A 25,978-nucleotide genomic window follows, 5' to 3' on the forward strand; every position below is an offset into this window, starting at 1 on the left:
GTCCCGAGCATCGCCGTACTAAACAGCGTTGCATCACGCTCGGATTTCCCCGCGTGTTCTCCGCTCGTCCCCTGGCGGAAGTCTCGCCATGATCCCGGACTACGCGGAGTTGCGCTGCGCCTCGAACTTCACTTTCCTCAAGGGTGCGAGCAAGCCTGAAGAGCTGGTGCAGCGCGCCAAGGCGCTGGGCTACGGCGCCATTGCAATGACCGACGAATGCAGCATGGCCGGTATCGTGCGCGCGCATGTTGCGGCCAAGGAAGCTGGCATCAAGCTGCTGGTGGGCAGCCAGTTCAAGGTGGCCGGCGAGGCACCTTTCACCCTCGTGGTGCTGGCCACGAATCGCAACGGCTACGGCAACCTGTGCGAGTTCATCACGCGCTTGCGCCGGCGCTCGCCCAAGGGCACCTACACCCTTGACCTCAACGAGGTCGACAGCAAGACCTTGTCCGACTGCGTCGTCGTGGCCGTCCCTGACCGTGAATGCAGCCTGCAGCAGATGGAAGGCATCGCCCGCTGGCTGCTGGGGAACTGGGTCGGCTGCTGCTGGCTCGGCTGGGAGCAACTCCGCCGCATGGACGACGAGGTGCAGCTCTTCAAGCTGCGCGAGTGCAGCGATCTCACCGCGGTGCCGGTCGTGGCGGTGGGCGACGTGCACATGCACGTGCGCTCGCGTAAGGCGCTCCAGGATGTGCTCACTGCCACCCGGCTGGGCCTGCCGCTCACCGACTGCGGTCTACAACTCAGGCAGAACGCCGAGCAGCATCTGCGCACGCGCAGGCGCATCGCCGAGCGGTGCCCCGCTGAGCTCATGGAGGAGACGCTGCGCGTGGCCGCGCGCTGCGACTTCTCGCTCGACGAACTGAAGTACCAGTACCCCGAAGAGGTCGTGCCGCCCGGTGAAACGCCCCAGAGCTACCTGCGCCGCATCACGTACACGGGCGCGGGACGTCGCTGGCCGCGCGGCATCCCCGCCAAAGCCCAGGAGCAGATCGAGCATGAGCTGGCGCTGATCAGCGAGATGAAGTACGAGCACTACTTCTTGACGGTTTACGACATCGTCGCCTTCGCCCGCTCGCAGGGCATCCTGTGCCAGGGGCGAGGCTCCGCCGCCAACTCGGTCGTCTGCTACTGCACCTTCGTCACCGAGATCGACCCGCTGCGCAGCAGCATGCTGTTCGAGCGGTTCATCAGCAAGGAGCGCGGCGAGCCGCCCGACATCGATGTCGACTTCGAGCACGAACGACGCGAGGAAGTCATCCAGTACCTGTACCGCAAGTACGGGCGCGAGCGCGCGGCGCTGACCGCGATCGCGACGACCTATCGCCCGCGCAGCGCGCTGCGCGACGTGGGAAAGGCGCTCGGGTTCGACGAGACGACGCTGGACCAATTGAGCAAGGGCTTGAGCCATTGGGACCTGGACATCAGCGAGGAGCTGCTGGCCGAGGTCGGGCTCAACAAGGAAAAACTCGTCGTGCGGCAGCTGTTGCTATTGAGCGAGCAGCTGATGGGATTTCCGCGCCACCTGAGCCAGCACCCGGGTGGCTTCGTGCTGACCGACGGCCCTCTGTCGCGGATAGTGCCCATCGAGAACGCCGCGATGGAGGACCGCACGGTCATCCAGTGGGACAAGGACGACCTGGACCTCATGGGGCTTCTGAAGGTGGACGTGCTGGCGCTGGGCATGCTCACAGCGCTGCACAAAGCGCTCGACTTCATCGGTCAACGCAAGGGTCACGTCTTCGAGATGCAGGACATCCCTGCCGAGGACGCTGCCACCTACGACATGATCTGCAAAGCCGACACCGTGGGCGTGTTCCAGGTGGAGAGTCGGGCGCAGATGAGCATGCTTCCACGCCACCTTCCGCGATGCTTCTACGACTTGGTCGTGCAGGTGGCCATCGTGCGGCCGGGGCCCATCCAGGGCGGGTCAGTGCATCCGTACCTGGACCGGCGCAGCGGCAAGGTGCCGGTGGTCTACCCCAGCCCCGAGATCGAACAGGCGCTCGGGCGCACGCTGGGCGTGCCGCTCTTCCAGGAGCAATGCATGCAACTGGCCATTCTGTGCGCGGGCTTCACCGCCGGCGAGGCCGACGGGCTGCGCCGCGCGATGGCGGCCTGGCGCCGCACGGGCAGCCTGGATAAATACGAGCCCCGCATCATCAGCGGCATGCTTGAGCGCGGCTACACGGAGGCGTTTGCCAAGAACGTCTTCGAGCAGATGAAGGGCTTCAGCAGTTACGGCTTCCCGGAGAGCCATGCGGCCAGCTTCGCACTGTTGGTCTACGCCTCGTGCTGGGTCAAGAAGCACCACCCGGCCGAGTTCCTGGCCGCGATGCTCAACAGCCAGCCGCTGGGTTTTTACAGTCCCAGCCAGCTGGTGCAGGATGCGCGCCGGGCCGGCGTGGAGGTGCGAGCGGCCGACGTCCTTCACAGCGATTGGGACTGCACGCTGGAGAACATGGAGCATCACCCCGTCGTGCGGCTCGGCCTGAGACTTGTCCAGGGCCTCAGGGCCGAATCGGCGCAGCGCATCTCCACGGCCAGACAGACCGTGTACTTCGAGAGCGCAGAGGAACTCGCCCGCGTGGCAGGGCTTGAACAGCACGAGATGCGCCAGTTGGCCGCGGCCGACGCGCTGAGATCACTCAGCGGTCATCGCCGCCAGCAAGTCTGGGACGCCGCAGCGCTCAGGCGTGCGCCGCAGTTGCTGAGCCATGCGCCCGTGGACGAGCCGGTGCTGGACCTCGTACCCGCAGCCGAAGGTGAAGAGGTGATCTGGGACTACCGCACGCTAGGTCTGACGCTCCGCAGTCATCCGCTTGCGTTGCTGCGGCCGCTGCTTGCCAAGCGAAAGCTGTGCACGGCGAAGGACCTCGCGGCGATGCCAAATGGACGTACGGCCCATTACTGCGGCATCGTGACCCTTCGCCAGCAGCCCGGAACCGCCAAGGGCGTGGTCTTCCTCAGCCTGGAGGACGAGACGGGCAACGTGCAGGTGATCGTATGGCCGAGCGTCAAAGAAAAGCAGCGCAGGGAGCTGCTACGGGCACGACTGATGGCGGTCCATGGAACGTGGCAGCGGCAAGGGGACGCATGCAGCCTGATCGCTGGGCGTCTGGAGGACCTGACCGGTCTTCTCGGTGAACTGGAGACCAGCAGCCGAGACTTCCGCTGATGGGACAGGTCCTCCCATTCTTGAACACAGCTTGGGGCCGAACCTCGTCCATCAGCGGCAACGTTTAATGCAGCAGTCGAGCCGTCCACGTCTTGCTCAGGCGCTCACGGATAGTCCGTTTCACATGAGGAGCTCGCGGACCACCAACTGGCTTTACGGTGCGGGTCCGTCGCGACGCTCATATAGCGGGCTACAGCGGTACGTACCCGTCCAAGATGTAGCCCGAGAGATGGAGAGCCGCTTTGTCCAATTGACCCAGATCGGAAGCTCGGCTAGGTCGGCCTAGTCAACGGGCTAGCCGTCGGGGGCGCAGTGGTGCGGACGTTTTGGCGGCGCCACCGATCCTAGATAGGTGGTGGCGCTTCCCTCACGCCCCAACCTTGAACTCTTGCCGGCTGCGACCTTGAGCTTCGTAGTCGGCAAGCCACTTCGCCGCTCTACCCCTGCCACTCCAAGTGTTGGACGGGTTGACGGGGTCTCGATACAACACCGGCGCCTCGGTGCGGCTCTCGCGTCCGCGCTTTCCGGCCACACCCACGTAGGGCGCGAGCGCCTCTACGCCTTCGACAACCGAGAAGCCGGCCGCCTCTAGCTTCTTTGCGAAACCGTCCACGAGAACTTTGAGCTCTTCCCCACGCTTCTCATCAATCTGCTGCTCTAGTTCACTGCGCAAGGCAACAAGTTCGGCATACGAGAGACGGGATACATCGATTTGGGACATTCGCTTCCTGGGAGGTTGAGGCTGGAGCATCGTAGCCGCCTTGTCGGCCCGATGAGCACGCGCGCGCTCCGTCAGCGCTCGATGCTTCTCTCTTTGAATATCGGCGCGAAGAGTTCTCGCACTGGCACGTCGAGCGCCAGAGCTAAGCGTTCGATGTTGTCGAGTGATGCATTTCTATGAAGACGCTCGATGTGCGCGACAAAGGTACGGTGAAGCCCACTCTCAAGCGCGAGCGCCTCTTGCGTCCACCCCCGCTGTCCGCGAAGCCGAATGAGATTTAGCGCCAGCTGCTCACGCGCGCTGACGGCAATCTCTTTGGGCTGGATACGAGGCGAAGACACCTGTGGAAGTCTTCACATATGTCGCCTATGCGTCACCCGCTTTTAAGTCACAATCTTCGCGAACTAGGTGCGCGAACATGGACTTCAAAGAATTTGCTCTCGATAACGGCCAGCGAATCCGCCTGGCCACGGTAACCGGAACGGTCGTGTCGGCGAAGACGAGTCGGAGCGTGACGGTGACGCAGGGAGATCCGCTGGTGCTCTCGAAAGATGTCGCGCTGCCGGGCTCGATCACCACCACCGTGAGAACCAGACAGGGTCTTTGGCTTCAGGACGATCGCGGTCAAGAGCGCTTCTACAAGCTCGGCGGATTCGAACTTCCAGCGCGAGAAGGCCACAGTGTCTCGATCGTCTTCGGTGCTCCTGCGGATAGCTTCGATGCCAGCATCTTCGGCGCCATGAACCACACCAGCGGCGATGCGGTTTGCGATGTCATGGTCCTGGGAACTGCATTGCGTGCTTGGCGCTTCCAGATTGGTACGGTGAGCAGCTTTCTGATGTGGACGCTCTTACCGGCGCTTGTCATCGGTCTGCTCGTACTCATCGGCGCCGGCGGAAAATTCGATCAACGCCTCGGCTACGCCGTCCTCAGCGCCATCGCTTGTGTGATCGCGGGCCCGATCCTATGGATGCTTGTCGGGTTCAACCTCGGCCCCGGCTCGCGGATGAACAAGCTCGCCTCACAGATCAACCAACTTGGAAAAACTGCGCTCGCCGAAGCTGGCGGTCAAGTGACGTGAGTAGGGAAAGCGGCACCTTGTCTAGTTGCTGGTGCCTCCTTGAAAGAATGGCTTCGACCGAGCGAGGTAAAGTCATCCCAACGCGGGAATCTCCGTGAAAAGAATCAAAGTCGCATCCGGAAAGGTCATCATGATCAGCTCCGAATTGGCTGAGAAAGCGGCGCGGATACGCATGTTGACCAAGGCCCAGGCCGATGCACTCGCTGCGTTGGAGCCCATGGCAGCTACTGGACCGATGCTGGGATCTAAGCTACGGCACAGACGCAGGCCCAAGCTTGGCTGAGAAAAGCGCTCTGCTGGTCTGATTTAAAGGCGGCGACGACCTGAGGCCGCGCAATGCGAAGTCGGCTATGAAGGACAGAGATGACGTGCCTCGACCCCTCGCGCTGGATTACGACGTCGGAAGCCGCGAAACTTACAGGCTTCGCACGGCCGTTTATTGAGCGTCTGCTCGCCGCGGGCGACTACAAAGGTGAGATCCGCAACACCTCCGAACGCGAACAGCTTGAAGTGAAGGCCGATGAGTTCAACGCATGGATGAAGGAGTGCTCCGAAGCGGCTGATCCTGGAGATCTGGCGCAGCTCCGGGCCGAAGCAATAGTGGATGACGACATCCAGCAAACAGAAAAGTCCACGCCAGAACTGAGGGCTGCGTCGAGGGCCCGCGCGTTGGAACTGGCGAAAAAGCTAGGCCTGCGCCGATAGCTGACTGCTGCAGCTTGCTAAGTCGGATGAGGGGTCGCTGCGAATAAACGTGAGCGCGGAAATCGGTCATTGAGGCCGTTCGCAACGGAGGCCATCCCATCGTCTGTGGACAACTCTGTTGGCTGCCTGGGCAAGTTAGAGCGAGCCAATGCAGGCGCAGAGCTCGTGGCAGCGCTACTGCCTAGACCTGGGTCGGCTCTGCAGCGGGTGCAGTCGTTCGCTGCGATGGGTCGACCGTCCGCTTGCTGAGTCAATGCGGACGCTGAAGGCTTGGGGAGGTAGCCGCAATCTCGGTCGGAAGACGCGGCGCCCACTCACGCTCGTCTACAGCCCGCGGCCTGCTCATCGGAGGCATGATGATGCGATGCCTGAGGGCGATCGCGTCAGCGTCATGGTCTGGAAGAGTTCTTTTGACAGCCCTGCTCATCTTGATGCTCTCGAAGTACCCTGCCAGACAACACCGACGACACGTGATGCTGCGTGCAGTGCAGCCTGGGGCGAAGTCGCAGCATTCGGCCGTGCCAGCCGAGCGAGATTCAAGAAAGTTTGCGAAGAGTCACCTGACCTCTGCCGCTTAGGCAGCGGCAGGGGAGTGCTTCATTGGCGGCCAGCCGTTACTCCGCCGTCGACGGGGAGGACAGCGCCAGTGATCCAAGAGGCGTGCTCTGATGCGAGGAAGAGAATCGCGTCCGCCACATCGCCAGGCTGGCCGTTTCGACCGAGAGGATGCAGGCCGTTGTAGGTCGGAAGCACATTCGCGACCTGCTCCGGCGTCAAGAATGTGTTGAAGACAGGCGTCTCCACCACAGCCGGCGCGACAGCGTTGATTCGGATCCGTAAAGGAGCAAGCTCGATGGCGAGGTTCTTCATCAGGGCGTGTACACCAGCCTTGGCCGCCGAGTATGCGGACGATGGAGTCGCGCCGATCGCCTGCAACGCCCACATCGAGCCAGTCTGCACGACCACTCCGCCTCGATCCTTCATTGCTCTCGCCGCCGCCTGAATTGCAAAGAAGCTGCTCTTGAGGTTGTTGTCGACGGCCCAGTCGTAGTCGTCTGCCGTCATTTCCAGGAAGGGCTTCGGGGCAAACACCCCCGCGTTGCTCACCAGAACATCCACCTGACCGAACTTCTCGAGTGCGAAATTAATCAGTGTGCCACTGGTGGCGGGCTCCGTAAGATCACCCGCGAAGATCGCCACGCGCTTGCCGCTCGAGTCGATTTCCTTTGCCACCTCTCCGAGCTTCAGCGCGTTACGCCCGCTCAAGACAACCAGCGCACCTCGTGCGGCGAAACGTGCTGCGGCTTCCCTGCCGATACCTGAGCCGCCGCCGGTGACGACGACAACTTTCCCATCAAAATTCATGATTCTCTCCAAGTTTTGCAGACCATCCCTAGCCGCGGCAGCTAGGAACCGTGTGTGGGGCTAGGCGCCCAGCTTGAGCAGAGCTTTTCCGCCCCGCGTCACGTGCGCAATGGCGAGCCCAACATCATCGATGCCGTAAACAGCGGCCACCGGTACTCGAAGCTTTCCGGTTGCCACGAGTTCCGCCGCCTCCGCAATGATTCCGGGGACCGCTGGCTCGTATTCGGGCTTGTCCAGGTAGAAGCCGCGGTAGGTTAAATTCTTGAAGATGAAGTGGAGGATGTTCGCGCTCGACGTCATCTCTCCACCCAACGAGCCATAGCTCACGATAGTTCCACCGGCGCTGAGCGCCGTCGCCAAGCGACCCACCGCAGAGCCACCGACGCCATCGAGGGCAAGGCCGATCCCGCGTTCACCGACGAGCGAATTGATTTGCTGGAGCGAGTCTTCGTTGTCCACGAATGACGCATCTGCTCCAGCAGCCCTGACGCTGTCGACCAATTCCGGTCGACGTACGAGGTTGATCGTTCTGAGGCCTCGAGCTTTTGCAATGGCAGTCACCGTCGTTGCAACCGAAGAGTTCCCCGCGTTCTGAAGTACCCAGTCGCCGGGCTTGAGACGAACATACTCACTCAACAGAAGTGCTGCCGTGATGGCATTGATACGCAACATCGAGAGTTGTTCGAGATCCGCGTGTGCTGGCACCCGAACCACTTGTGAAGCTGGGACGTTCAAGCGCTCTCGCCACGTCAGGCTGTATAGCGGCAGCACCACCACATCACCGACAGCCAATCCAGAAACGCCTCGCCCCACGGCCAGGACGCGTCCAACACCCTCGTTTCCCACCGGGCTCGGGAGCTTTGGATGAACAGGAAACAAACCCTGCAGCACGAGCAGGTCGTTGAGGTTCACTGGAGCGAACCCCATGCCCACCAGGACCTCGCCATCCTGCGGGTTTGCGGGCTCCGGCATGTCGACCACGGCGACGCTCGTTGTGGGCTCGCCGTATCTTTGAAGTTCTACTGCTCGCATCATGATTTCCTTGCTTGGTCGCGCCCAACCCATGCAGGGCGGGAGTGACACGGTTATATTGAAGCGATAACTTCAATAATTGGAGTGTGACCGAGGGGCGCGGCTCACGTCAAGCATTTTTGAAGCGATTACATCAGAAATTCACGGCTGAGGTGCCGAGCGCCGGATGTTGCTGCGCGCATCAGCAACAACATGCGGATCGGCTGGCGAGAGGGCGAGGTCCAGACGAGCGTTCAGGACATCCGTAGATGCGTTTGGGTCGCTGTGCGCAAGGTCGTTTACCCAGTCTTGACGAGACCGGGTATGTCATTGCTAGCGCCGCGGGATACCGGGAAAAGGGGCCCGCACCCCGGTTCAGCGTCGCCGAGTTCCTCGCGGGCCGGTGCTTTCGGAAGCCATTGGTGCTGAGGGGAAGGCGCTCATTGCGACGGCCACAATCTCTAACAGTCGATCACGACTGACCCCATCTCGGGCTTGCACTGCCATGCCGCGGAACAGCGCATGGAAGAAGGCTGCAATCGCATGGATATTCGCGTCTGGGGGAAGCTGCTTGTCGTGCTGCCCTTGCTTGAGTCGCTCGACCATCGCCTTCTCGGCGCCAAATCTGTAGGTCGTCAGCATCTCGCTGAGCGCAGAAAGGCCCTGCGGAAAGTGGGTCCCCGCCACTGAGATCATGCATCCGAGCGGATGGTCGGCGGACGTGTATCGTGCGGCCGCCTCGGTGAAGAGGCGCGAGAACGCGGCACGAACGTCTTTCTCACCGGACAGCACACCAGCGAGCCACGCGGCGCCCTGCGCCACGTACATCTCTGTCGCCTCTCTGTAGAGAGCCTCCTTGGTCTTGAAGGTGTTTCGAAAGCTCGAAGGATTGATGCGCATGGCTGTGGCCAGATCATCAAAGGAAGAGCCCTCGTAGCCACCGTCCCAGAAGACCTGCATTGCCGCCTGGACGGCGACGTCTCGATCAAATGCTTTCGGACGTCCCCGCGCACGAGCCGTTCCGGCGGTTGCATCTTTCAATGTCATCGCTGCAAAGCTCCTTCGACTTGAGGCATGCCGGCACACGCCATCACCTTATTGAAGTATACGCTTCAATTATAGCGAATGACCTCCAGGCCGCGTAGCGGCCTAAAAAAAGCGCCATTCAAGCATCACGGGCGACGACCAGGGTCTATCGGCGTGAAAGTCCGATGCGCGTAGTGAAAATTTTCGAAGGTCGGCGACCGATTCAGCCTTCAAAGTGGGCAGCTTCACAGCCAGTTTGGCCCGGCAGCCCGCATGCGAACTCAAACTCTGCGCTTGCCGCTACGGCATCCCGCCTCAAGCCGTTTGGTTGCGTCGAGCTAGCACCTTGGTCGTATTGGCGGGCACGTCGGCACCTTTGTCATAGCTGCGACGAGCCAACACCACCTCGACCATGTTGGCTTCCGCCCAGCGGCACATCCGGTCCGTGATGCGTATCAGACCCTTGCCCAATGGCGTCAGAGCGTATTCGACGCTCGGCGGTGTGGTGGCATAGACGGTGCGGGTGGCTAGCCCATCGCGCTCCAGCGAACGCAGGCTCTGCGTCAGCATCTTCTGCGTGACGCCCTCTACCTGCCGACGGATTTCTCCAAAGCGCCTCGGTCCAGAGGCCAACGACTGCACCACCAGAACCGTCCACTTGTTGGCAAGCATTTCGACAACTGTGCGCGAGGGGCAATTCGCGTCGAATACATCGCCTGGAGGAAGTTGAGGCAGCTTGTTCCGTGAAATGTGATCGAAGGTGGTATCCATTTGGAACCTACAGCACCTTTAGGTGCCATATTTACAAAAGTTGTGAGGTGGACTGATGATACAGATTCCGCCTGCTACAGGCTAATCTGAAAGAGTTGTCACATGAAAGGCGTCATACAAGATCGCTTCGGTGCCCCCGATGTCCTGCAGGTCGCGGAAGCTCCGCGACCGACCCGACTTTTCACGGAGGTTCTCCTGAAGGTCCACGCGGCAAGCATCAACCGGGTCGATCTGTTGGTGCGCAGCGGCGTATTCCCGCTGCTCGGCAAACCGCCGTTCATCCTGGGATGGGACCTGTCAGGTGTCGTCGAAGAAGTCGAGTTGGGCTCGACGAGGTTCAAGGTTGGCGACGAGGTATTCGGTATGCCGCTGTTTCCGCGAGCCGCGAATGCGTACTCTGAGTACACGGCGGCTCCCTCGCGCCAACTTTGGTTGAAGCCAGCAAGTCTCACCCACGTGCAGGCAGCGGCATTGCCAATGGCAGGCCTGACTGCATTGCAAGCGCTCGATGACATTGCGAAGCTGCAGGCTGGGCAGCGGGTTCTCATTCTCGGCGCTGGGGGCGGTGTCGGCCACATAGCCGTGCAGATCGCAAAGGCGCTGGGCGCAGAAGTCTTTGCTACCGCGAGCGCAGCAAAGCACGACTTCGTCAAGAGCCTCGGCGCCGACCATTTGATCGACTACAAGACGACTGACTTCGCCAGCGTTGTGTCCGATGCCGATGTCGTCTTTGACATCGTGGGCGGAGACAACGCCCAGCGTTCGCTGCAGGTCCTGAAGCCAGGCGGCATCGTCGTGACTACGGAGGGACTTTCGACCGGGAATATGCCGGCGCTTGCCGCATCCGTTGGCCGCCGGTTCTCGAGCGTCGCCGTCGAGGCGGATGGCGCCGGTCTGGAGCGCCTTGTCGGCTGGGTGAACTCTGGGCAACTCAACCCGCACGTCAGCGCAACGTTCTCGCTGAAGGACGCAGCGCTTGCCCACGCACTGGTAGCCAAAGGCGATACCCAGGGCAAGGTCGTGCTGGATCTTCAAGGTCGCGCCTGAACCGTCATCCCTCTATCAACGCAAAAAGGAAGAAATGTCTACTCTCGCCATTGCCAAGGTACAAGCCATCGTCGTCAACCCCGAGACGATCGAGTATCTACAACGAATCGATGCCACGTTGGCGCCGTACGAAGGGCGCTTCGTCGTGCATGGCGGACCAGTCGAGCGCATCGAGGGAGATTGGAAGGGCGATCTGGTCATTCTGGAATTTCCGGATCGCGATCGCGCTCGCGGCTGGTACAGCTCGGATGCATACCGCGAGATCGTCGGCCTGCGCACCCGGAACATGTCTGCCGATGTCATTTTCATAGACGGCGTTCCGTTGACCTATCGCGCAACGGACATCCTCTGCTGACCCTGCTCATCCGCGTCGATGCGGTGTGTCTGGTACGACGCGACTGGACATGCGAGCCGGCACGGAGACCGTGCCGGCTCGCATGGTGCAGGTCTTCGGCGGCGCCAGGCCGCACCGGACCTACCTCTTCGCCAACCGCAGCGCCACGCGCATGAAGGTGCTCGTGCACGCCATCGGCGTGTGGCTGGCAGCGCGCAGGCTGCATCGAGGACGGTTCGTCTGGCCTCGAGAAGGCCTTGGCGAACAGATGCCGCTGACGCAGGCGCTGTTGCAGGCTGTCGTGCTCGGCCTGCCTCCCTCAGCGCAGAAGACCTCGCCTCGCTCGAAGCAGTGGGGCTGGGCCAAATCGGGGCCACGGTGCTGGCGCAACTGGCCCGGGATCGCCACGAGATCGAGTGGAGCGACGCGCGGATCGAGAAGCTGAGCTTCGAGATGGCGCAGTTGCGCCGCGTCAAGTTCGGCAGGAAGAGCGAGCAGTTGAATGCCGAGCATAAGGCGCTCTTCGACGAGGCCGAGGACGCAGACCTGGCGGCACTCAAGGCGCAGGTCACACCAAGATGAGCCAAAAGCTCAAAAGTTCTGGCCGTAGCAGGCTGTGGGTGCATGCCCGCGGCCATCTCCCCAATGCTGGCGCGACTCTTAAACCAGGGACGCGATCAGTGGAAGTGGCTTTTCAAGGGGTCCGCCTCAAACGTTGAATGGCCGCTTTCCGGCGCCTTGCTCGGCCTGAGCCAACTTCCGCAACGGGTCGATCTGAGACGGCCGAGGGACCTCGCTGCGGCCACTCGAAGATCGTGAACTCGGGCGGCAACATTAAACGATCGATCTAACAATCAGAGCGGACGGCCGGAGCTTGACCCGACCGACGCGTGGATGACCGAAAGGCGCTCAGGACCGGTCGCGCGTCGCACGGCGCCCGCTGACCGAGATCGCTGCGTTGCCGACATCAGCGCCAAGCTGGAAGCGGGTCTCGCGCATTGAGCAGGCGTTCAACACGGCCGGCCTCGGCCGCCAGTCCGTGTTCCAGCAGAACTGAAAGTAGGACGTGCAGGTAGACGCCCTCATCGACGACGACCTCCCAGCCCGGCGGGAGCGCGATGGCAAAGCCGTAGACAAGCAGGGAACCAGCCGGGAGGTGGATTCCTTCGACTTGGACATCGTACTCATCCAGGTCTCCCGGATAGGTGACGCCGAATCCCCCGTTGCTGTTCCCGTAACCATGCCGCAACTCAGCGAACTCCGCCAGTTGGGAGAGCGGGCGCCAATACAGGATGACCTCCCTGCATGCGGCCCGTGGGTCTGGCGCATCCAAAATCCGACTCCTCTCGTGAAGTCGCGAAGTCTAGCCAGCGGGCACGGGTGTGAGTCAGCTTTCAGAGAGGCGGCTGTCATCTTGAGGGGTGTCCGCACCCGCTGCGAAGCCGTCGCTTTGGACCCGAGGCAAGAGAAAGGCGCGGCGCCTGCCATCCCGCGGACTCAAGGTCCCGTTGTCCATTCGGTGTTCCGCACAACAATCCCCAGCGATGGATCGAACTCGAAGTTCCATGTGCGGCTCGGGATCAACTGTCATGCGGCGCTTCGCCGCGCCTCCCGGCGGTAGTATGGGCTTTCCCGCTGAAGGGAGTGAGCCGCCAAGCCGCGGTCTCCTCGAACTGCGTGCCGTCGATCAGCATTTGGCAGCTCGTCCTCGCCAACCGTGCGGCATGGGCGCTCACTGCGACGTTGAAGGGCTTTCGATTCAACAGGGACACCAAGCTGCTTGGACCTTCCGCCTTTCGGTAGCAGAGCATCGCCGCACTGCGGCTCGCGAGAAAGAGCGCCCGTCTCAGGTACTGATCCCCGCCGCGTCCGATGTGACCAAGTCGAGTCTTGTCTCCGGACGAATGCTGGATGGGAACGAGGCCGAGGTACGCCGAGAACGCTCGCCCCGAGGTCCACGGCGGCGGCTCTGGAATCGATGCGGTGAGCGCGGTCGCTGCGCCAAAGCCGATACCGGGAATCGACGCCAAGGTGATGCTTCGCGCGTGGTTGACGTGCCAGCGTAGGAGCGCCTTTTTTATGGCGAGGTTTTCCTCGTGGGCCGCGCGCAACCGCGTCAGGCTAGAGCGGATCGTGAACTGCATCTCAGCCGGCATGTTTTCGACCTCGGCGCCGACCTCATCGTCAGCGGCTTGCCTTAGCCCGAGAGCAGTCTTCCAACGCACGCTACCCATTTCCAGAAGGAATCCGAGCAGTTGGTTCGCGCAGGCAGTCTCCTGGCGCAAGATCAGCTCGCGCATCCGATGCAGGGACAGCGCAGCGATCTGATCCCTCGACTTCACGAGCACCGCGCGGGCATCAGGCAGGTGCGCAGCAAGCAAGATGAGCGCCGCGTCCTTCTTGTCGTTCTTGGGGCCCATTCGAAGGCGCGCAACAGCTCGTGCATGCAGCGGCAGCGGCGTGTGTCCCTGAGCGCTGAGGACAGCGCACCAGTACCCCGCACCCGCACAGGCCTCCATCGCAACCACCGAGGGCGGCAAGGACGAGAAGAACGGCTCCAGCTCGTCGCGAGCGAGAGTGCGACAACCGAGGTCTCGACCGTCAGCAGCCTGGAGTTGGACTGCGAACACGCGCTTAGCGAGGTCAAGCCCCACGAAGCGAACTTCCGATAAATCCATGGCAGCCTCCACCGAAACTGAGGAAGGATCAGATTCTGTTGCGGTCGACCGCCCTTATGCTGAAACCCAGGATAGGGACTTGGTCAGTAAGCGTCCTGGCAAGTCATCTTGATCCGCTGAGCCATGCCTAGGATGCTCGTATCCATCAGCGACTTGATGGGTACGTACGCACTATGGATCAAGCAGGGCCAGGCCGCCGGCGGCGAGTTCACAGCGCGGAGTTCAAGGCTCAGGCGGTGCAAGCCGCGCAGCAGCCGGGCGTCTCGATGGCCGCTGTGGCGATGGCTCAGGGCATCAACGCCAACCTGCTGCGTCGCTGGGTCCTGGAGAGAGCTCTACCGCCTGTCGACGCAGTGCCTGCCAGCGATCAGCCTATGGGCTTTATCGCGCTCCCGATGCCGGCGCCACCAGCGCCGCCTTCGCCGAGCGCTGAGCCCATCCGGATTGAGGTTCGCCGCGGGTCGACTACCGTCGCAGTGACGTGGCCGGCCAGCGCAGCCGATGCGTGCGCAGCCTGGATGCGCGAGCTGCTGCGTTGATCCGCATCGACGCCGTGTGGCTCGCGACGACGCCACTGGACATGCGCGCCGGCACCGAGACCGCCCTGGCCCGTGTCGTTCAGGTCTTCGGGGGCGCCAAGCCTCATCACGCCTACCTCTTTGCCAACCGGCGGGCCACTCGCATGAAGGTGCTCTTGCATGACGGTATTGGCGTGTGGCTGGCCGCGCGGCGCCTGCACCAGGGCCGCTTCGTGTGGCCTCGCGACGTCACGCTGGAGCAGATGCCGCTGACGCAGCCGCAGTTGCAGGCCCTGGTGCTGGGTCTCCCGTGGCAGCGCGTGGAAGACGACGGGGCGATCCGGCTACTGTGACGCAATCGGTGCTCGCGCCGATGCGCGTAGCCCGCGTACGCACCACACTGCCGTTATGGCAGTCGCCGCGCCCCTCAGTGCAGAAGACATCGCCTCGCTGGAAGCTGCGGGGCTCGGGCACATCGGCGCCAAGGTGCGAGCGCTCTTGGACCGCCAAGCGCACGACCGTCACGAGATTGAGTGGCGCGACGCCAAGATCGAGAAGCTGACCTTCGAGATGGCGCAGCTGCGCCGCGTAAAGTTCGGCAAGAAGAGCGAGCAGCTCGACGCCGAGCAGAAGGCACTGTTCGACGAGGCGGTCGATGCTGACCTCGCCGCGCTGGAAGCGCAGCTGGCCGAGCTGATGGCAGCCAAGCGCAAGGACACCGAGCCTGCGCCCGAGCGGCCCAAGCGCGCCGCGCTCCCGGCCCATCTGCCGCGCGTGGAGCGGCACCACGAACCCAGCGACACGACCTGCGCCTGCGGCTGCCAGATGAAGCGCATCGGCGAGGACGTCAGCGAGAAGCTGGACTACACCCCCGGCAGCTTCACGGTGGAGCGCCATGTGCGTGGCAAGTGGGCCTGCGCGAAGTGCCGCACGCTGACTCAGGCACCTGTGCCGGCCGAGATCATCGACAAGGGTTTGCCCACCTCGGGCCTGCTCGCCCATGTGCTGGTTGCCAAGCACTCGGACCACCTGCCGCTTTACCGCCAAGAAGCGATCTTCGAGCGCGCCGGCCTGGCCATCCCGCGCTCAACTCTGGCGGCCTGGGTGGGCGTGTGCGGCGTGCGCCTGCAGCCGTTGGTCGATGCCATGAAGTCCGACCTGCTGCGCCTGCCGGTGCTGCACGCCGACGAGACGCCGGTGGCCATGCTGGCACCCGGCTCCGGCAAGACCCATCGCGCCTACCTCTGGGCCTACGCCAGCGGCGCCTTCGAGGATATGCGCGCGGTGGTCTACGACTTCACCGAGAGCCGCTCCGGCCAGCATCCACGGACCTTCCTGGGACACGGCGCCGAGAGCGCCTGGAAGGGGAGCCTCGTGTGCGACGACTACTCGGGCTACAAGGCGCTGTTCCTCGATGGCGGCATCACCGAGGTGGGCTGCATGGCCCACGCGCGCCGCAAGTTCATGGAACTGCACCTGGCTAACAAGAGCACCTTGGCGGTCACCGCCATCGAGCTTATCGGGCAGCTCTACGGCATCGAGCGGGAAGTGAAGGACCTGGCAGCAGAGGATCGCTTGCGAGAACGACGAACGCGCGCGGCGCCGGTCGCCCAGGCCCTGCACAAGTGGTTGCTGGAGTTCCGGCCGAAGGTGCCCGATGGCTCGGCCACCGCCAAGGCCATGGACTACAGCCTGCACCGCTGGGCGGCACTCACGCGCTACCTTGGCGACCCTGCCTTGCCCATCGACAACAACTTCGACGAACAGCAGATCAGGCCGTGGGCCACGGGACGGAAGAATTGGCTCTTCGCTGGGACACTGCTCGCCGGGCAGCGCGCCGCGGCCATCATGAGCCTCATCCAGACAGCGAAGCTCAACGGCCACGACCCGTATGCATACATGCGCGACGTGCTGACGCGTCTTCCGACGCAGAGGGCACGCGACCTCTCGGACCTGCTGCCTCACCGTTGGGCGCCCTCAAGCGCACAATGACCGCATACTGTGACTGAGCGGGTGCTCGGAAGGCCGAGAGCGGATCGCAGGTCCACCTTGCCCATCCGGCGGCTCTCGTGGAGGACACGTATGTTTGGATTGCTTCGACGTACCAAGCCAGCTCTGGAATCCGAAGATGGGACGAAGTCCAGTGATGGCCCGTGGAGAACTATCGTTGAGTATTGGCGGCGATCAGGCATCGCCATTCGGCCTGGAATTTCCGCGGCGGAAGTCGAGGCATTTCAACTCAAATACGGAGTCGCACTTCCAGCTGACGTGCTGGCGTACCTTATGACCGTCGACGGGAGTAGCGATGGCCACATGGACGATGACCTATTCCGCTTCTGGCCGCTCGGCGAATTGGTCCCGGTTCACGAGGAACTGGACGAGCGGGGTGGCGTCATTTACCCGGACCGATACGCCTACCCAGACTGTTTTGTCTTCGCAGACTACCTCGTCAATTCGTGGCTGTACGCCGTCAAGCTAACAGCCGACCCAAAGCAACCCGCGCCTGTCTACCGGGTCACGGCCAGCGACACTCCTGGCGAACAGATGTCAGCGTCGTTCAAAGAGTTCATGGCGAACTACGCGGCCAAACCTTCCAGCATCGTGTGAACTGCAGCGTCGCAGGGCCCGACGTCAACCTGACATCCCAGCACGCTTACCTTGGTCAGACCAGTGCGCGAGCGCGTTCACCAACGTCATCGAGTCCAGCGTGGGATCTAGTGCGGTACCTTCCGACTCCCTCCAAGCGCAGGCCACGTCCACGCCGCTTGCCTGAACTGGCGCAACGCTTGCACGCCCAGAGCTCTTCCATAGCCGCGATCAGGATGCCGTCTCCGCTTTGCGGCGGGTGCGGTCGTTTGCCTACTACGGCAAGCCGACATCGGCTTCAGGCTGGTTGCGGTCGGTAAGGGACGGCGGCCGGACGACAGCTCGGACCGAAAGGAGACCTTCACCCGCGCAGCACTTTGGGTTGGCTCAGTCACGCCCGAGCGATCCGGACCGCCGTCCGTTGCTGGCTAGTCGAATGGCTGCCGTAGCGAGCAGCGAGACGCAGCTCTCGACCCTTTGCGGACCTTCGGCCACCTTGATCATCTCACCGGAAAGTTGACATACAAAGGGTTTTAGGCATCGTCATGCTCACAACTCAAAGGGCGGCAAGTCGGGATTGAGTTGCCTATCCAGCGTATGCACCATCTGGCGAAACCCTCGTGAGTCTGCGAGAAACGTTGACAAGAAACCGGCCGAATGTGCACATGCGTTAGAAAGCACTACTACGTCGGACTCCTTTTTGACTTCTTCGATCCTTGCAAAGCCGGCCGTCTCACGGAAGTAGAGGTCTTTCACTTTTGCTAGCTTCTTGCCGCGTTCAGAAGAATTTAATCTGTGCGCCAGGTCATTGCGAAGCGAATTAATCGCCGAAATGAGATCCCACTCCCCCAGCATGTTCTTGCGAAGGCATAGGGCACGAGCGAGCTGCGTCTTCTGAGCAAACGTGAGCCGAGCTTCTTCGAGGTGCTCTCGGTGATAGACATACTGATCCATCACCGCCGACAGAGACTCCTCAATGAGGAGGTGCCCCTTGAGCAGGACATGAGCCACCTCATCGACGGTCTCCATTTCTGCTCGGAAACGCTCAATCGATGCAAGAAGGTCGGGATGCATATACGGGTGGGTTGCGACGTCCACCGCGAGTCAGGCTTCAATCGCAAGGTCGCCGACCATGACCTCTACAAACGGCTTCGGAACCGGCTCGGCTGGCTTGATTGACTCGGTAACGGTTTCCTGAGGACCGAAAATGTTCGCGAGGCCACCTTTCCCCGCCGTGCTCACCTTCTTGATCTCCTTGAAGTCCGGTTGCTTTTCGTACTCAGCGGACTTTAAGGTAGCGATTCGCTCCTGCACATGCGTGACACGCGCCTTGCCGCGGACCACCTCAAGTTGACCAAGTGATTCCTTCGTGTCTGGATCGACAATGGCTTCGCCAAGGCCAACGATCAGGAATTGCTTGCCGACCTTGAGATCCTTGTCCGCACCTGCGTTGACAACGATGGTGTGCTTATCAATTACCTTCACGACTTTGGCAAAGTATCGTTCATTCATTTCATGTGCCTGCACTTGGAAGCTGGTTCAGCGCGTCTATCGGGACGACCGGCCGGACGACCAGCCTTGATAGGGAGTCAGTCGAGGTTGGAGCAGTGGCTTGCCCAATGAAACCACCTACGATCCGGATCTGGATCACCTTTTCCTGGACGATGTGGACGACACCGAGACAGGCCAAAGAGTCGATCTCCTCGTACTGGAAATAGCAGCCAACAACAATGTTGTTGAGAAAATTGTCGTTCCGACGAATCACCAGGATCTGTTGATCTGGCAAGTACTTGATTGGAGTCTCAAAGGGCGGGGCAGGCTTCTTCTCGCTGTGGAGATCGTAGATCACCTTCAGCAACACGAGAACGATGGAGAGCGACAGCCACCCGAGGGCAAGGGACCACTTGACCGACAGCTGAATTGACGTGTCGATGAAGAGTTGCACGACACCTGAGAGGAAGCCGAGCGCGCCGACTGAAAGGGAAAGCCCACTTAGGCTAAACGCTGCATCGGCAATCTTCTTCTTCATGTTTCGAGCATAGCTGAGGACGCCTTTTGAGGCCAAACGTTTGAGCTGAGGGGTACACGCAGGTACGGCGCTTGGTCAGCGAGTCCGATGATATGAACCACGGCTTCAAGGGCCAATCGCCTTCCCGTAGCGCATCCACTCGAGCGAAGGGTTAGGGCGTTCAAGCTCAACGGACCGCAAGCTTAGCTAGAACCCGACATTAGCAACGGTCAGCTCTTGGCCGAGTCCGGCAGTTCGATCGGTCACTTCAAAGCTGACATGCTGCGCTAGGCGCATCCTGCAAGGCCCTCAACTCGATGGGAGACCATCATGGGCACCACAGGCAATATCGTTCTTCGCGAGCCGTGGAACAAGGGCAAGCTGGTTGGACAGAAGGCGCCCTTCAAGCTTAAGGACATCTGGGCCTTGCGCGTCCGCCTGCAGATGGAGGGCCGGGTTCGCGAACTGGCACTCTTCAACCTTGGTATCGACAGCAAGCTGCGTGGGTGCGACCTGGTCGGCCTCAAGGTCCGCGACGTCTGCCACGGCGACCAGGTGGCCTCACGCGCGATCGTTGTCCAGCACAAGACTCAGCGCCCGGTTCAATTCGAGATTACGCCGGCCGCTCGAGACGCCGTGCAAGCGTGGATCAAGCGGGCTGGCCTGAAATCCGAGGACTACCTTTTCCCAAGCCGACTGCACGACTCACCTCATTTGGGCACGCGTCAGTACGCCAGGATCCTCGGACACTGGGTGGACGAGTTGGGACTTGACCGCGCCGACTACGGGACGCATTCAATGCGACGGACGAAGGCGACACTGATCTACCGGCGTACCAAGAACTTGCGCGCTGTCCAACTGCTTCTTGGGCATTCCAAGCTTGAGTCGACGGTGCGGTACCTCGGCATCGAGGTCGATGACGCCCTGGAGATCTCCGAACAGACGGAAATTTGAAGTCGTCGACCACGGCTGCGCCGCTTGACCGTCCGCGTTGTCGGCGCGGCCTTCCTAGATGTCGGCTGTCTGGTGCCGCACTGAACTGGCAGTCCCGGCCAGAAGTTGTCATCGGTGAGGTTCTGCTTCGAGTAGGCTATCACGATGAGACCAGATCAAGACTTTGCCGGAGTTGAAGTCGTCGCCGCAGATACGAGGGGCCGGCAAGCGGCGCAGGGGAGCTAGAGAGATGGCACGAGAAATTCCCCTCGCCTCGGTCTCTGAGACCGACTTCGCATGCCCCAACTGCGGCGCGCACGCAAAGCAGCACTGGTTCGAGGCCTACGGCGAGTCGATCACCCGAAAGCCCCCCACGCCATTCATCCCAGACCTTGAGGCCATGAAGAGGCGGACGTTTGAGTCTGACGAAGAGCGGCGCGTTTGGCGCGACGTGCACCTGCCATGGTGTCAATTCCAACAATAGCTGCGAATGAACATCAAAAAGTGCGAATGAACGTCATTACTGCATGAAGCTACCAAGGCCTTAGTAATCATGGTCTTGGTGGCGATCAAGGCACCGGCAGCGGCATACGCCAGCATCTAGTGGCAAAACTTCCGTGGCTGCGAGCCTCTCGGCAAGGTAGTTTGTCGGGCCTTTCCGACGACCGCACGGTGCGGACCAGCCTCTTGATTGACAAACGCGCCGCGTATGCTTAGCTTAAACAGCTTGTTTAGCTGTACCGATAAGAATGCGGCTTGAGCTAAGCAAGGCTGTTGTTGCACATTCCGCGGGGCACTGTGATCAGTTCTTCGAGCCAGAGGGGAATGCACTCCCAAGCCGCGATAGGGGTCCGGCCCCGCGCAGTTCAGCCTGGTCTCGTGCTTCCCCGAGCTTCCCCGGTCTCCGCTGCCGGTCTTGCTCTGGCCAACAAGCCTCTGATCGAACAACTCACGTCTGGTTAGCAAGAGAAGGAAGATCGCTCGGGCGCACGCGCGCGCCCATTTCTGCTGCGAGCGTTTCAATAGGCACCTTCCGGCTGCCGGCCTTCCGGATGCGTCCGCTTGTCATGCACGAGGTTTGCCACCAGAGTGACCGCGTCGGTGATCTGCCAAGTGATGCCGAGCGAGTAGACGTGGTTTCGTGTCGGGCAGCAAAAGCCCCCGGCGGCACAGTCCCTGAAGCCGCGCCTCCAGTTCCAGTCCCCGCTCGTCTCCAGTGGTGCTGAGACAGGCGTCTCCACCGGCCTGCAGTACGGCCACGCGACACGCTGCCGTGGCCTGATGCGACAACACCAGAATCGGAAGCTCAGGGCTTGCCGAGTGAAGGACGGTGACGAGTGGCAGCACCGACTCGCATTTCGTCTGCGCGTCCAACACGGCGACCGAGCACCAAGCCTTGGTCCGCATCACGTCAGCCTCTGACCATGCCGCGGTTAGCAGTACATCGAACCCCCACGCCACCAGTGAATTGGCGAGTGCGACGGCGCCTGCCCGGGATGCTGCGGCGACGAGGATGGGGCCATGGGTAGGAGGGGGGCACACCCGACATATTTTTCTGGCGGCTCACGTGCCGGGTAATCCTACGTCGAAGGCGATTGGTACGATTCTGACCAATACACCGGGGGAGTCGGTTGAGAGCCTTCTTTGAGCACATAAGGATCAATCCGGGGGAATCCTGGTCACTACAGTGCAAGGACTTCGCGGAGATTCCTTTCCTGTGGCATTACCACCCCGAGTTCGAACTCACGCTGGTGATGAACGGGTGCGGGCAGCGATACGTCGGTGACAGCGTCGAGCCGTTCGAGTCGGGTGACTTGGTGATGATCGGGCCCAACCAGCCACACAGCTGGGCCTCGAACGGGCGTCTGCAGGCAGCCCTTCCAATCCAGGCGGTGGTCGCCTGGTTCTCCTTGCACTGGCTGGATCGACTGGTGGAGCAATGGCCGGAGATGATGTCGTTGGAGGTGCTTCGCCGGGCGTCAAACCGCGGCATCCGCTTCTCCCGCAAGATTTCCTTGAAGGTGCGGCCCCTCATGCTGTCGCTCCCTACGACCCATGCGGCCCGACGTCTGCCATTGCTGCTCACGATCCTGGCGACGCTGGCGGAAGACGACGGGATGACATCTCTGGCGAGCCACGCATCCGTGACGAGCGATGACCGTGCTCAGACACGCCTGTCGCTGGTGCTGGCGCGTATCCATGCCGACGCACGCAACGCCCCCAGCGTGCCCGAACTGGCGGCTTCCGCCGCCATGTCGGTCGGAGCGTTTCATCGTTGGTTCAAGCGGCACGCCGGCATGACCGCGCTGGCCTACATCAGCCAACTAAGGATCGGCACGGCTTGCCAGCTGCTCATCAACACCGAACTCAGCGTAAGGGCGGTTGCAGAGGAAGCGGGGTTCAGGAACCTGGCCCACTTCAACCGGCAGTTCCTGCGCCTAAAGCGTGTCGTGCCGACGGAGTTCCGCGCGAGCTTCCGTCGTCGTTCAGAGATCTAGTCACACCTTGAGCCAAGGAGGCCGTCGATCCGTTGCAACTCGTTTTGAAATCGGCTGAGGACCACTCTCGGCAATCTGAGTAGCGGGCGAGCAGGCTGGCGCACGCAACGGACGCACCGACTTCAACTGAAGAGGCCGACGCTGCGGTAGGTGTCGATGATCCGATCGAAGGCACCGACGTCCTTGCGTCCGCGTGCGATCAATTGCGCGCCTTCGATGGCGGCAAAGATGGCCACCGCGCGCTGTTCCAGCTCGGCGGGCGGCGCCTTGCGGTGGCGCGGCCTCAGCGTGGCGGCGAGCCACTCCGCATTGATCTGCGCAAAGCGGTCCACCTCCGTGCGGGCCTGCGCGGGCAGATCGTCGTACTCGGCGGTCATGATCCCGCACAGGCACATGCGGTTGTCGTTCTCCAGCGCCACGCGGAAGGCCCCTGCGTAAGCGCGCATCAGATCGTCATGCGGCATGCCGCTGGCGCCGAGCTCGCCGAGGAAGGCCTCCGCCTCGTCCGCGTAGCGGCCGGCGAGTGCCGCGGCCAGGTCGCCCTTGGTGGGGAAGTAGTAATGGACGCTGGCGCTCTTGATGCCGACCTCCTTGGCCAGCTCCCGGAAGCTCAGCGCGTTGTAGCCGTGGGCCTGCACCGCCAAGCGGGCGGCGGCCAGGAGTTCCTCCCGGGTATCCGTCTTGGCGGCACCTGCGTCCGCCGCTTGCGTGTGGCTCTTCGAGGACATCGGCGCCCTTTCACAGTTGAATCTATCTATCGATAGATTAGTTTGACACAAAGTCAGGCGAGCCCTTAGAGTCCGCTCCCATGCTCATCTATCTATCGATAGATAGATAGGCATCTTGACCCACAATGTCAACCAGCACTGTCAACCGACAAGGATGAACCATGAAGATCTATGACCGCCCCGGCTTCCCCAACCCCGCCCGCATCCGCATCGTGCTGGCCGAAAAGGGTCTGGACGACCAGGTGGAATTCGTGTCCGTGGACCTGATGGCCGCCGAGCACAAGCAGCCGGCCTTCCTGGCCAAGAACCCGGCGGGCATCGTGCCCGTGCTGGAACTGGACGACGGCACGCTGATCTCGGAATCGACGGCCATCACCGAATACCTCGACAACCTCGACGGCCGCCCCTCGCTCACCGGCCGCACCCCCAGGGAGAAGGCGCTGATCCACATGATGCAGCGGCGCGCCGAGTCCTTCGTGCTCGATCCCGTCGGCCTCTACTTCCACCACGCGACGCCTGGCCTCGGCGCGGCCCTGCAGGTCTACAAGAGCCCCGACTGGTCGGCCCGCAAGGAAATGGGCCTGCAGGAGGCCCAAAAGGTGGTGCAGGGCTACCGGTACTTCGACGACCTGCTCCAGCACCGCCCGTTCCTGGCCGGCGATCACTTCTCCATGGCGGACATCACGCTCTTCGCCGGCTTGATGTTTGCCGACGCGGCGGGGATCCCGGCACCTGAAGACCACCAGGCCCTTCAGGCGTGGCGTCGGCGCGTGGCGGCGCTGCCCAGCGTCCGGGAACGCAGCGGCCAGCAGTTCGTGCAGGAGGACCTGACCCGCATGGGCTTCTGATCCGCCCTCAGCCGTTGAAGCTTTTCGGCAGCGTGACGACAGCCCGCAGCCCGCCGCCTTCGCGCGGCGCCAACACCAGCATGCCCGCATGGGCACGACAGATCGCCTCCGCGATGGCGAGGCCGAGGCCCGAGCCGCCGGAGTCCCTGGATCGGGACTGGTCCGCGCGCCAGAACCGGTCGAGCAGGCGCGGCAACTCCTCGTCGGCAACGCCCGATCCGCGGTCGGCCACGACCAGCTCCACGCTCCGATCGACGGCTGTCGCCCGGATCTCCAGCACGCCGCCCACGGCGGCGTGCCTCACCACGTTCTCCATCAGGACGAGCAAGACCTGACCCACGCGGTCCCGGTCACCGTGGAGGGTCAGGTCGCCTTCAAAGGTCGCTGTCGCGAGGACGCCCGCTTCCTTCATCGCGACTTCCAGCCAGGACACGCGTTCGCGGACCAGCTCGGCCAGGCTGAACGGCTCATGCGCCAGCCGCAACTGCCCGGCCCGGGCCAACGACAACAGATGCAGGTCACCGACCAGTCGATTGATCTGCGCCAGCTGCCGGTGGACCAATGCCAGTTGCGCCATGTCGCGCGGAAACACGTCGTCCAGCATGCCCTGCACACGTCCCATCGCGGCGTTCAGCGGCGTGCGCAACTCGTGCGCCAACATGGCGCTGGACTCGCTCAACTCCCGCTCGTATTGCTCCAGCTTGGCCGCCATGTCGTTGAAGTCCCCCGTCAACTCGACCATCTCGCGAGGCGGTGCGCCATGGACCGTCGCGCGCACGCGGAAGTCTCCGCCCGCGACGCGGCGAGCCGACCGCGCCACCTGCCCGAACTGGCGCGACAAGGTCCGCGACGCGAGGACGCCGAACAGCACCAGGAATGGCAGCTCGCAGGCGGCCAACGCGCCGACCATCAGCCAATCGGGATTGGACAGGCCCGGCACGAACTGCTCGACCGCATAGTGCTGCTGGATCAGCGACCACAGGCGTTCCTCGTTGCCTTGGGGCTGCGCGCGCAGTCGAAGGATCTCCTCGCGCGCGGTCGGCGGCAGGCGGTTCAGGATCGCCTGGTCGTGGAGGCTGAAGTAACCCCACATGCCGATGGCCACGGCCGCGATGGCGCCGAAAGCCAGGGCGCTCATGCGCAAGCCCATCCACAACCACAAGGGCATGGGCCCCGCGCGGCCCGGGAACAGGCGCCGCATCATTGGAAGCGGTAGCCGACGGCCCGCACGGTGACCAGCACCCCGGTGATGCCCTGCTGCTCGAGCTTGCGGCGCAGGTTGTGCACGTGGGTGTCGACCACGCGCTCGAGCGCGTCGCTGTCGGGCAGGCAAGCCTCCAGCAGCTCGCCCCGCGTGAACGCCTTGAACGGCGTCCTCAGCAGCGTCACCAGCAGGTTGAACTCGGTCGGGGTCAGGTCGAGCAGCTGGCGCGAACTGCCGTCCGGGGCCTCGACCGCGGCGACCACGGCGTCGACGTCGACGCTCAAGCGGCCGTGGCGCAACGGGCCATCGGCGACTCGCGCCGGCGAGGAGCGACGCAGCACCGCATGGACGCGGGCGACGACCTCCTTGGGGCTGTAGGGCTTGACCACGTAATCGTCGGCGCCGTAACGCAGCGCGCCGAGCTTGTCAGGCTCGTCACCGACGGCGGTGACCATGATGACGGGCGTGTCGCCGGCACGGCGGATGCTGGACAGCACCTCGATGCCGCTGAGCCGCGGCAGCATCACGTCGAGCAGCACGATGTCCGGTCGCCATTGGGCATGCAGCTGCACGGCCCGATGGCCGTCATGCGCCAGCGTCACGGCGAAACCGTCCTTGCGCAGGTAGGCCTCCAGGATGCTGGCGCTGTCCAGGTCGTCCTCGACGACGAGCACCTTCTTGTCGGTCATCACGATGGGTCAGCGAATTGAGGAAAGGAAAGACGCCGTGGAAACACGG

Annotated in this window: 28 protein-coding genes; 14 read left to right on the forward strand and 14 right to left on the reverse strand. The window is 62.5% G+C overall.

The features are described 5' to 3' along the window. Positions 1-88: 88 nt before the first annotated feature. Positions 89-3,178, forward strand: coding sequence for an error-prone DNA polymerase (locus tag ACQ4L4_RS23220; protein WP_431101206.1), 3,090 nt, complete (start codon positions 89-91; stop codon positions 3,176-3,178). A gap of 367 nt (positions 3,179-3,545) precedes the next feature. On the opposite strand, the gene ACQ4L4_RS23225 is transcribed toward ACQ4L4_RS23220, so the two are convergent. Both ACQ4L4_RS23225 and ACQ4L4_RS23230 read right to left on the reverse strand, forming a co-directional pair. Continuing rightward, positions 3,546-3,899, reverse strand: coding sequence for an H-NS family nucleoid-associated regulatory protein (locus ACQ4L4_RS23225; RefSeq protein WP_431101207.1), 354 nt, complete (start codon positions 3,897-3,899; stop codon positions 3,546-3,548). Positions 3,900-3,970: 71 nt separating this feature from the next. Further along, positions 3,971-4,240, reverse strand: coding sequence for a helix-turn-helix domain-containing protein (locus ACQ4L4_RS23230; RefSeq protein ID WP_431101208.1), 270 nt, complete (start codon positions 4,238-4,240; stop codon positions 3,971-3,973). Positions 4,241-4,317: 77 nt separating this feature from the next. Here ACQ4L4_RS23230 and ACQ4L4_RS23235 point away from each other — a divergent pair, with 77 nt between their 5' ends. Together ACQ4L4_RS23235 and ACQ4L4_RS23240 are read left to right on the forward strand one after the other, a co-directional pair. Beyond that, positions 4,318-4,980: a hypothetical protein gene (locus tag ACQ4L4_RS23235; RefSeq protein ID WP_431101209.1), complete on the forward strand. Its 663-nt coding sequence runs from the start codon at positions 4,318-4,320 to the stop codon at positions 4,978-4,980. A gap of 363 nt (positions 4,981-5,343) precedes the next feature. Then, positions 5,344-5,685 carry a hypothetical protein gene (locus ACQ4L4_RS23240; protein WP_431101210.1) on the forward strand — a complete coding sequence of 114 codons (342 nt, stop codon included), beginning with the start codon at positions 5,344-5,346 and terminating at the stop codon, positions 5,683-5,685. Between the two features lie 597 nt (positions 5,686-6,282). On the opposite strand, the gene ACQ4L4_RS23245 is transcribed toward ACQ4L4_RS23240, so the two are convergent. From ACQ4L4_RS23245 to ACQ4L4_RS23260, 4 genes are all read right to left on the reverse strand, one after another. Further along, positions 6,283-7,053 (reverse strand): SDR family NAD(P)-dependent oxidoreductase, encoded by a 771-nt coding sequence (locus tag ACQ4L4_RS23245; RefSeq protein ID WP_431105001.1) that lies wholly within the window; start codon positions 7,051-7,053, stop codon positions 6,283-6,285. Between the two features lie 57 nt (positions 7,054-7,110). After that, complete coding sequence (locus ACQ4L4_RS23250) at positions 7,111-8,022, reverse strand: zinc-dependent alcohol dehydrogenase family protein (RefSeq protein ID WP_431105002.1); 912 nt, start codon at positions 8,020-8,022, stop codon at positions 7,111-7,113. Between the two features lie 414 nt (positions 8,023-8,436). Continuing rightward, positions 8,437-9,108, reverse strand: a complete 672-nt coding sequence (locus tag ACQ4L4_RS23255; RefSeq protein WP_431101211.1) for a TetR/AcrR family transcriptional regulator — start codon at positions 9,106-9,108, stop codon at positions 8,437-8,439. Between the two features lie 294 nt (positions 9,109-9,402). Then, positions 9,403-9,858, reverse strand: a complete 456-nt coding sequence (locus ACQ4L4_RS23260; protein WP_431101212.1) for a winged helix-turn-helix transcriptional regulator — start codon at positions 9,856-9,858, stop codon at positions 9,403-9,405. 102 nt (positions 9,859-9,960) lie between these two features. Here ACQ4L4_RS23260 and ACQ4L4_RS23265 point away from each other — a divergent pair, with 102 nt between their 5' ends. Genes ACQ4L4_RS23265 through ACQ4L4_RS23280 form a run of 4 tightly spaced genes read left to right on the forward strand, consistent with a single transcriptional unit; the run spans position 9,961 to position 11,821 of the window. Next, positions 9,961-10,905 (forward strand): NADP-dependent oxidoreductase, encoded by a 945-nt coding sequence (locus tag ACQ4L4_RS23265; RefSeq protein WP_431101213.1) that lies wholly within the window; start codon positions 9,961-9,963, stop codon positions 10,903-10,905. A gap of 34 nt (positions 10,906-10,939) precedes the next feature. Further along, positions 10,940-11,260: a DUF1330 domain-containing protein gene (locus ACQ4L4_RS23270; protein ID WP_431101214.1), complete on the forward strand. Its 321-nt coding sequence runs from the start codon at positions 10,940-10,942 to the stop codon at positions 11,258-11,260. Positions 11,261-11,309: 49 nt separating this feature from the next. After that, positions 11,310-11,684, forward strand: a complete 375-nt coding sequence (gene tnpB / locus ACQ4L4_RS23275) for an IS66 family insertion sequence element accessory protein TnpB (RefSeq protein ID WP_431101215.1) — start codon at positions 11,310-11,312, stop codon at positions 11,682-11,684. Next, entirely contained in the window at positions 11,618-11,821 is a 204-nt protein-coding gene (locus tag ACQ4L4_RS23280) for a transposase domain-containing protein (RefSeq protein WP_431101216.1), read from the forward strand. The genes tnpB (ACQ4L4_RS23275) and ACQ4L4_RS23280 overlap by 67 nt, the downstream gene beginning before the upstream one ends. Positions 11,822-12,206: 385 nt before the next feature. Here ACQ4L4_RS23280 and ACQ4L4_RS23285 read toward each other — a convergent pair whose 3' ends face one another. Together ACQ4L4_RS23285 and ACQ4L4_RS23290 are read right to left on the reverse strand one after the other, a co-directional pair. Further along, the gene (locus tag ACQ4L4_RS23285) at positions 12,207-12,572 is read right to left on the reverse strand and encodes a hypothetical protein (RefSeq protein WP_431101217.1); all 366 of its coding nucleotides are present in this window, start codon (positions 12,570-12,572) and stop codon (positions 12,207-12,209) included. 247 nt (positions 12,573-12,819) lie between these two features. Beyond that, positions 12,820-13,917, reverse strand: coding sequence for an IS110 family transposase (locus ACQ4L4_RS23290; RefSeq protein ID WP_431101218.1), 1,098 nt, complete (start codon positions 13,915-13,917; stop codon positions 12,820-12,822). A 173-nt stretch (positions 13,918-14,090) separates the two neighbouring features. Here ACQ4L4_RS23290 and ACQ4L4_RS23295 point away from each other — a divergent pair, with 173 nt between their 5' ends. From ACQ4L4_RS23295 to ACQ4L4_RS23310, 4 genes are all read left to right on the forward strand, one after another. After that, positions 14,091-14,456, forward strand: coding sequence for a transposase (locus ACQ4L4_RS23295; protein ID WP_431101219.1), 366 nt, complete (start codon positions 14,091-14,093; stop codon positions 14,454-14,456). Continuing rightward, the gene (gene tnpB, locus ACQ4L4_RS23300; protein ID WP_431101220.1) at positions 14,423-14,788 is read left to right on the forward strand and encodes an IS66 family insertion sequence element accessory protein TnpB; all 366 of its coding nucleotides are present in this window, start codon (positions 14,423-14,425) and stop codon (positions 14,786-14,788) included. Before ACQ4L4_RS23295 ends, tnpB (ACQ4L4_RS23300) begins: the two co-directional genes overlap by 34 nt. 55 nt (positions 14,789-14,843) lie before the next feature. Then, positions 14,844-16,427: an IS66 family transposase gene (gene tnpC / locus ACQ4L4_RS23305; RefSeq protein ID WP_431101222.1), complete on the forward strand. Its 1,584-nt coding sequence runs from the start codon at positions 14,844-14,846 to the stop codon at positions 16,425-16,427. A gap of 90 nt (positions 16,428-16,517) precedes the next feature. Then, positions 16,518-17,042: an SMI1/KNR4 family protein gene (locus ACQ4L4_RS23310; protein WP_431101223.1), complete on the forward strand. Its 525-nt coding sequence runs from the start codon at positions 16,518-16,520 to the stop codon at positions 17,040-17,042. A 528-nt stretch (positions 17,043-17,570) separates the two neighbouring features. On the opposite strand, the gene ACQ4L4_RS23315 is transcribed toward ACQ4L4_RS23310, so the two are convergent. The 3 genes from ACQ4L4_RS23315 to ACQ4L4_RS23325 are packed head-to-tail and all read right to left on the reverse strand — an operon-like array spanning position 17,571 to position 19,050. Next, positions 17,571-18,095 carry a hypothetical protein gene (locus ACQ4L4_RS23315; RefSeq protein WP_431101224.1) on the reverse strand — a complete coding sequence of 175 codons (525 nt, stop codon included), beginning with the start codon at positions 18,093-18,095 and terminating at the stop codon, positions 17,571-17,573. Positions 18,096-18,125: 30 nt separating this feature from the next. Further along, positions 18,126-18,533: a hypothetical protein gene (locus tag ACQ4L4_RS23320; RefSeq protein ID WP_431101226.1), complete on the reverse strand. Its 408-nt coding sequence runs from the start codon at positions 18,531-18,533 to the stop codon at positions 18,126-18,128. A gap of 1 nt (position 18,534) precedes the next feature. Further along, complete coding sequence (locus ACQ4L4_RS23325; protein ID WP_431101227.1) at positions 18,535-19,050, reverse strand: hypothetical protein; 516 nt, start codon at positions 19,048-19,050, stop codon at positions 18,535-18,537. Between the two features lie 309 nt (positions 19,051-19,359). Between ACQ4L4_RS23325 and ACQ4L4_RS23330 the strand changes: the two genes are divergently transcribed. Both ACQ4L4_RS23330 and ACQ4L4_RS23335 read left to right on the forward strand, forming a co-directional pair. Continuing rightward, positions 19,360-19,983, forward strand: a complete 624-nt coding sequence (locus tag ACQ4L4_RS23330) for a tyrosine-type recombinase/integrase (RefSeq protein WP_431101228.1) — start codon at positions 19,360-19,362, stop codon at positions 19,981-19,983. Positions 19,984-21,593: 1,610 nt separating this feature from the next. After that, positions 21,594-22,460, forward strand: coding sequence for a helix-turn-helix domain-containing protein (locus tag ACQ4L4_RS23335; RefSeq protein WP_431101229.1), 867 nt, complete (start codon positions 21,594-21,596; stop codon positions 22,458-22,460). A 122-nt stretch (positions 22,461-22,582) separates the two neighbouring features. Here ACQ4L4_RS23335 and ACQ4L4_RS23340 read toward each other — a convergent pair whose 3' ends face one another. Continuing rightward, the gene (locus ACQ4L4_RS23340) at positions 22,583-23,188 is read right to left on the reverse strand and encodes a TetR/AcrR family transcriptional regulator (protein WP_377154980.1); all 606 of its coding nucleotides are present in this window, start codon (positions 23,186-23,188) and stop codon (positions 22,583-22,585) included. Between the two features lie 161 nt (positions 23,189-23,349). Between ACQ4L4_RS23340 and ACQ4L4_RS23345 the strand changes: the two genes are divergently transcribed. After that, complete coding sequence (locus ACQ4L4_RS23345; protein WP_431101230.1) at positions 23,350-24,036, forward strand: glutathione S-transferase family protein; 687 nt, start codon at positions 23,350-23,352, stop codon at positions 24,034-24,036. Positions 24,037-24,043: 7 nt separating this feature from the next. On the opposite strand, the gene ACQ4L4_RS23350 is transcribed toward ACQ4L4_RS23345, so the two are convergent. Then, positions 24,044-25,174 (reverse strand): sensor histidine kinase, encoded by a 1,131-nt coding sequence (locus tag ACQ4L4_RS23350; RefSeq protein ID WP_431101231.1) that lies wholly within the window; start codon positions 25,172-25,174, stop codon positions 24,044-24,046. A 62-nt stretch (positions 25,175-25,236) separates the two neighbouring features. Next, on the reverse strand, positions 25,237-25,929 hold the full coding sequence (locus ACQ4L4_RS23355) for a response regulator (protein ID WP_431101232.1): 693 nt from the start codon (positions 25,927-25,929) through the stop codon (positions 25,237-25,239). Between the last annotated feature and the right edge of the window lie 49 nt (positions 25,930-25,978).

It is taken from the genome of Roseateles noduli (assembly GCF_050626985.1).
In the GTDB taxonomy this organism is placed as follows: Bacteria; Pseudomonadota; Gammaproteobacteria; order Burkholderiales; family Burkholderiaceae_C; genus Roseateles; species Roseateles noduli_A.

What these genes read in the sequence shown, in the direction of transcription:
- ACQ4L4_RS23220 (WP_431101206.1), top strand. Translation starts at nt 89, where the DNA reads ATGATCCCGGACTACGCGGAGTTGCGCTGCGCCTCGAACTTCACTTTC.
- ACQ4L4_RS23225 (WP_431101207.1), bottom strand. Translation starts at nt 3,899, where the DNA reads ATGTCCCAAATCGATGTATCCCGTCTCTCGTATGCCGAACTTGTTGCC.
- ACQ4L4_RS23235 (WP_431101209.1), top strand. Translation starts at nt 4,318, where the DNA reads ATGGACTTCAAAGAATTTGCTCTCGATAACGGCCAGCGAATCCGCCTG.
- ACQ4L4_RS23240 (WP_431101210.1), top strand. Translation starts at nt 5,344, where the DNA reads ATGACGTGCCTCGACCCCTCGCGCTGGATTACGACGTCGGAAGCCGCG.
- ACQ4L4_RS23250 (WP_431105002.1), bottom strand. Translation starts at nt 8,022, where the DNA reads ATGCCGGAGCCCGCAAACCCGCAGGATGGCGAGGTCCTGGTGGGCATG.
- ACQ4L4_RS23255 (WP_431101211.1), bottom strand. Translation starts at nt 9,108, where the DNA reads ATGACATTGAAAGATGCAACCGCCGGAACGGCTCGTGCGCGGGGACGT.
- ACQ4L4_RS23260 (WP_431101212.1), bottom strand. Translation starts at nt 9,858, where the DNA reads ATGGATACCACCTTCGATCACATTTCACGGAACAAGCTGCCTCAACTT.
- ACQ4L4_RS23265 (WP_431101213.1), top strand. Translation starts at nt 9,961, where the DNA reads ATGAAAGGCGTCATACAAGATCGCTTCGGTGCCCCCGATGTCCTGCAG.
- ACQ4L4_RS23270 (WP_431101214.1), top strand. Translation starts at nt 10,940, where the DNA reads ATGTCTACTCTCGCCATTGCCAAGGTACAAGCCATCGTCGTCAACCCC.
- tnpB (WP_431101215.1), top strand. Translation starts at nt 11,310, where the DNA reads ATGCGAGCCGGCACGGAGACCGTGCCGGCTCGCATGGTGCAGGTCTTC.
- ACQ4L4_RS23290 (WP_431101218.1), bottom strand. Translation starts at nt 13,917, where the DNA reads ATGGATTTATCGGAAGTTCGCTTCGTGGGGCTTGACCTCGCTAAGCGC.
- ACQ4L4_RS23295 (WP_431101219.1), top strand. Translation starts at nt 14,091, where the DNA reads ATGGATCAAGCAGGGCCAGGCCGCCGGCGGCGAGTTCACAGCGCGGAG.
- tnpC (WP_431101222.1), top strand. Translation starts at nt 14,844, where the DNA reads ATGGCAGTCGCCGCGCCCCTCAGTGCAGAAGACATCGCCTCGCTGGAA.
- ACQ4L4_RS23310 (WP_431101223.1), top strand. Translation starts at nt 16,518, where the DNA reads ATGTTTGGATTGCTTCGACGTACCAAGCCAGCTCTGGAATCCGAAGAT.
- ACQ4L4_RS23315 (WP_431101224.1), bottom strand. Translation starts at nt 18,095, where the DNA reads ATGCATCCCGACCTTCTTGCATCGATTGAGCGTTTCCGAGCAGAAATG.
- ACQ4L4_RS23320 (WP_431101226.1), bottom strand. Translation starts at nt 18,533, where the DNA reads ATGAATGAACGATACTTTGCCAAAGTCGTGAAGGTAATTGATAAGCAC.
- ACQ4L4_RS23325 (WP_431101227.1), bottom strand. Translation starts at nt 19,050, where the DNA reads ATGAAGAAGAAGATTGCCGATGCAGCGTTTAGCCTAAGTGGGCTTTCC.
- ACQ4L4_RS23330 (WP_431101228.1), top strand. Translation starts at nt 19,360, where the DNA reads ATGGGCACCACAGGCAATATCGTTCTTCGCGAGCCGTGGAACAAGGGC.
- ACQ4L4_RS23340 (WP_377154980.1), bottom strand. Translation starts at nt 23,188, where the DNA reads ATGTCCTCGAAGAGCCACACGCAAGCGGCGGACGCAGGTGCCGCCAAG.
- ACQ4L4_RS23345 (WP_431101230.1), top strand. Translation starts at nt 23,350, where the DNA reads ATGAAGATCTATGACCGCCCCGGCTTCCCCAACCCCGCCCGCATCCGC.
- ACQ4L4_RS23350 (WP_431101231.1), bottom strand. Translation starts at nt 25,174, where the DNA reads ATGAGCGCCCTGGCTTTCGGCGCCATCGCGGCCGTGGCCATCGGCATG.
- ACQ4L4_RS23355 (WP_431101232.1), bottom strand. Translation starts at nt 25,929, where the DNA reads ATGACCGACAAGAAGGTGCTCGTCGTCGAGGACGACCTGGACAGCGCC.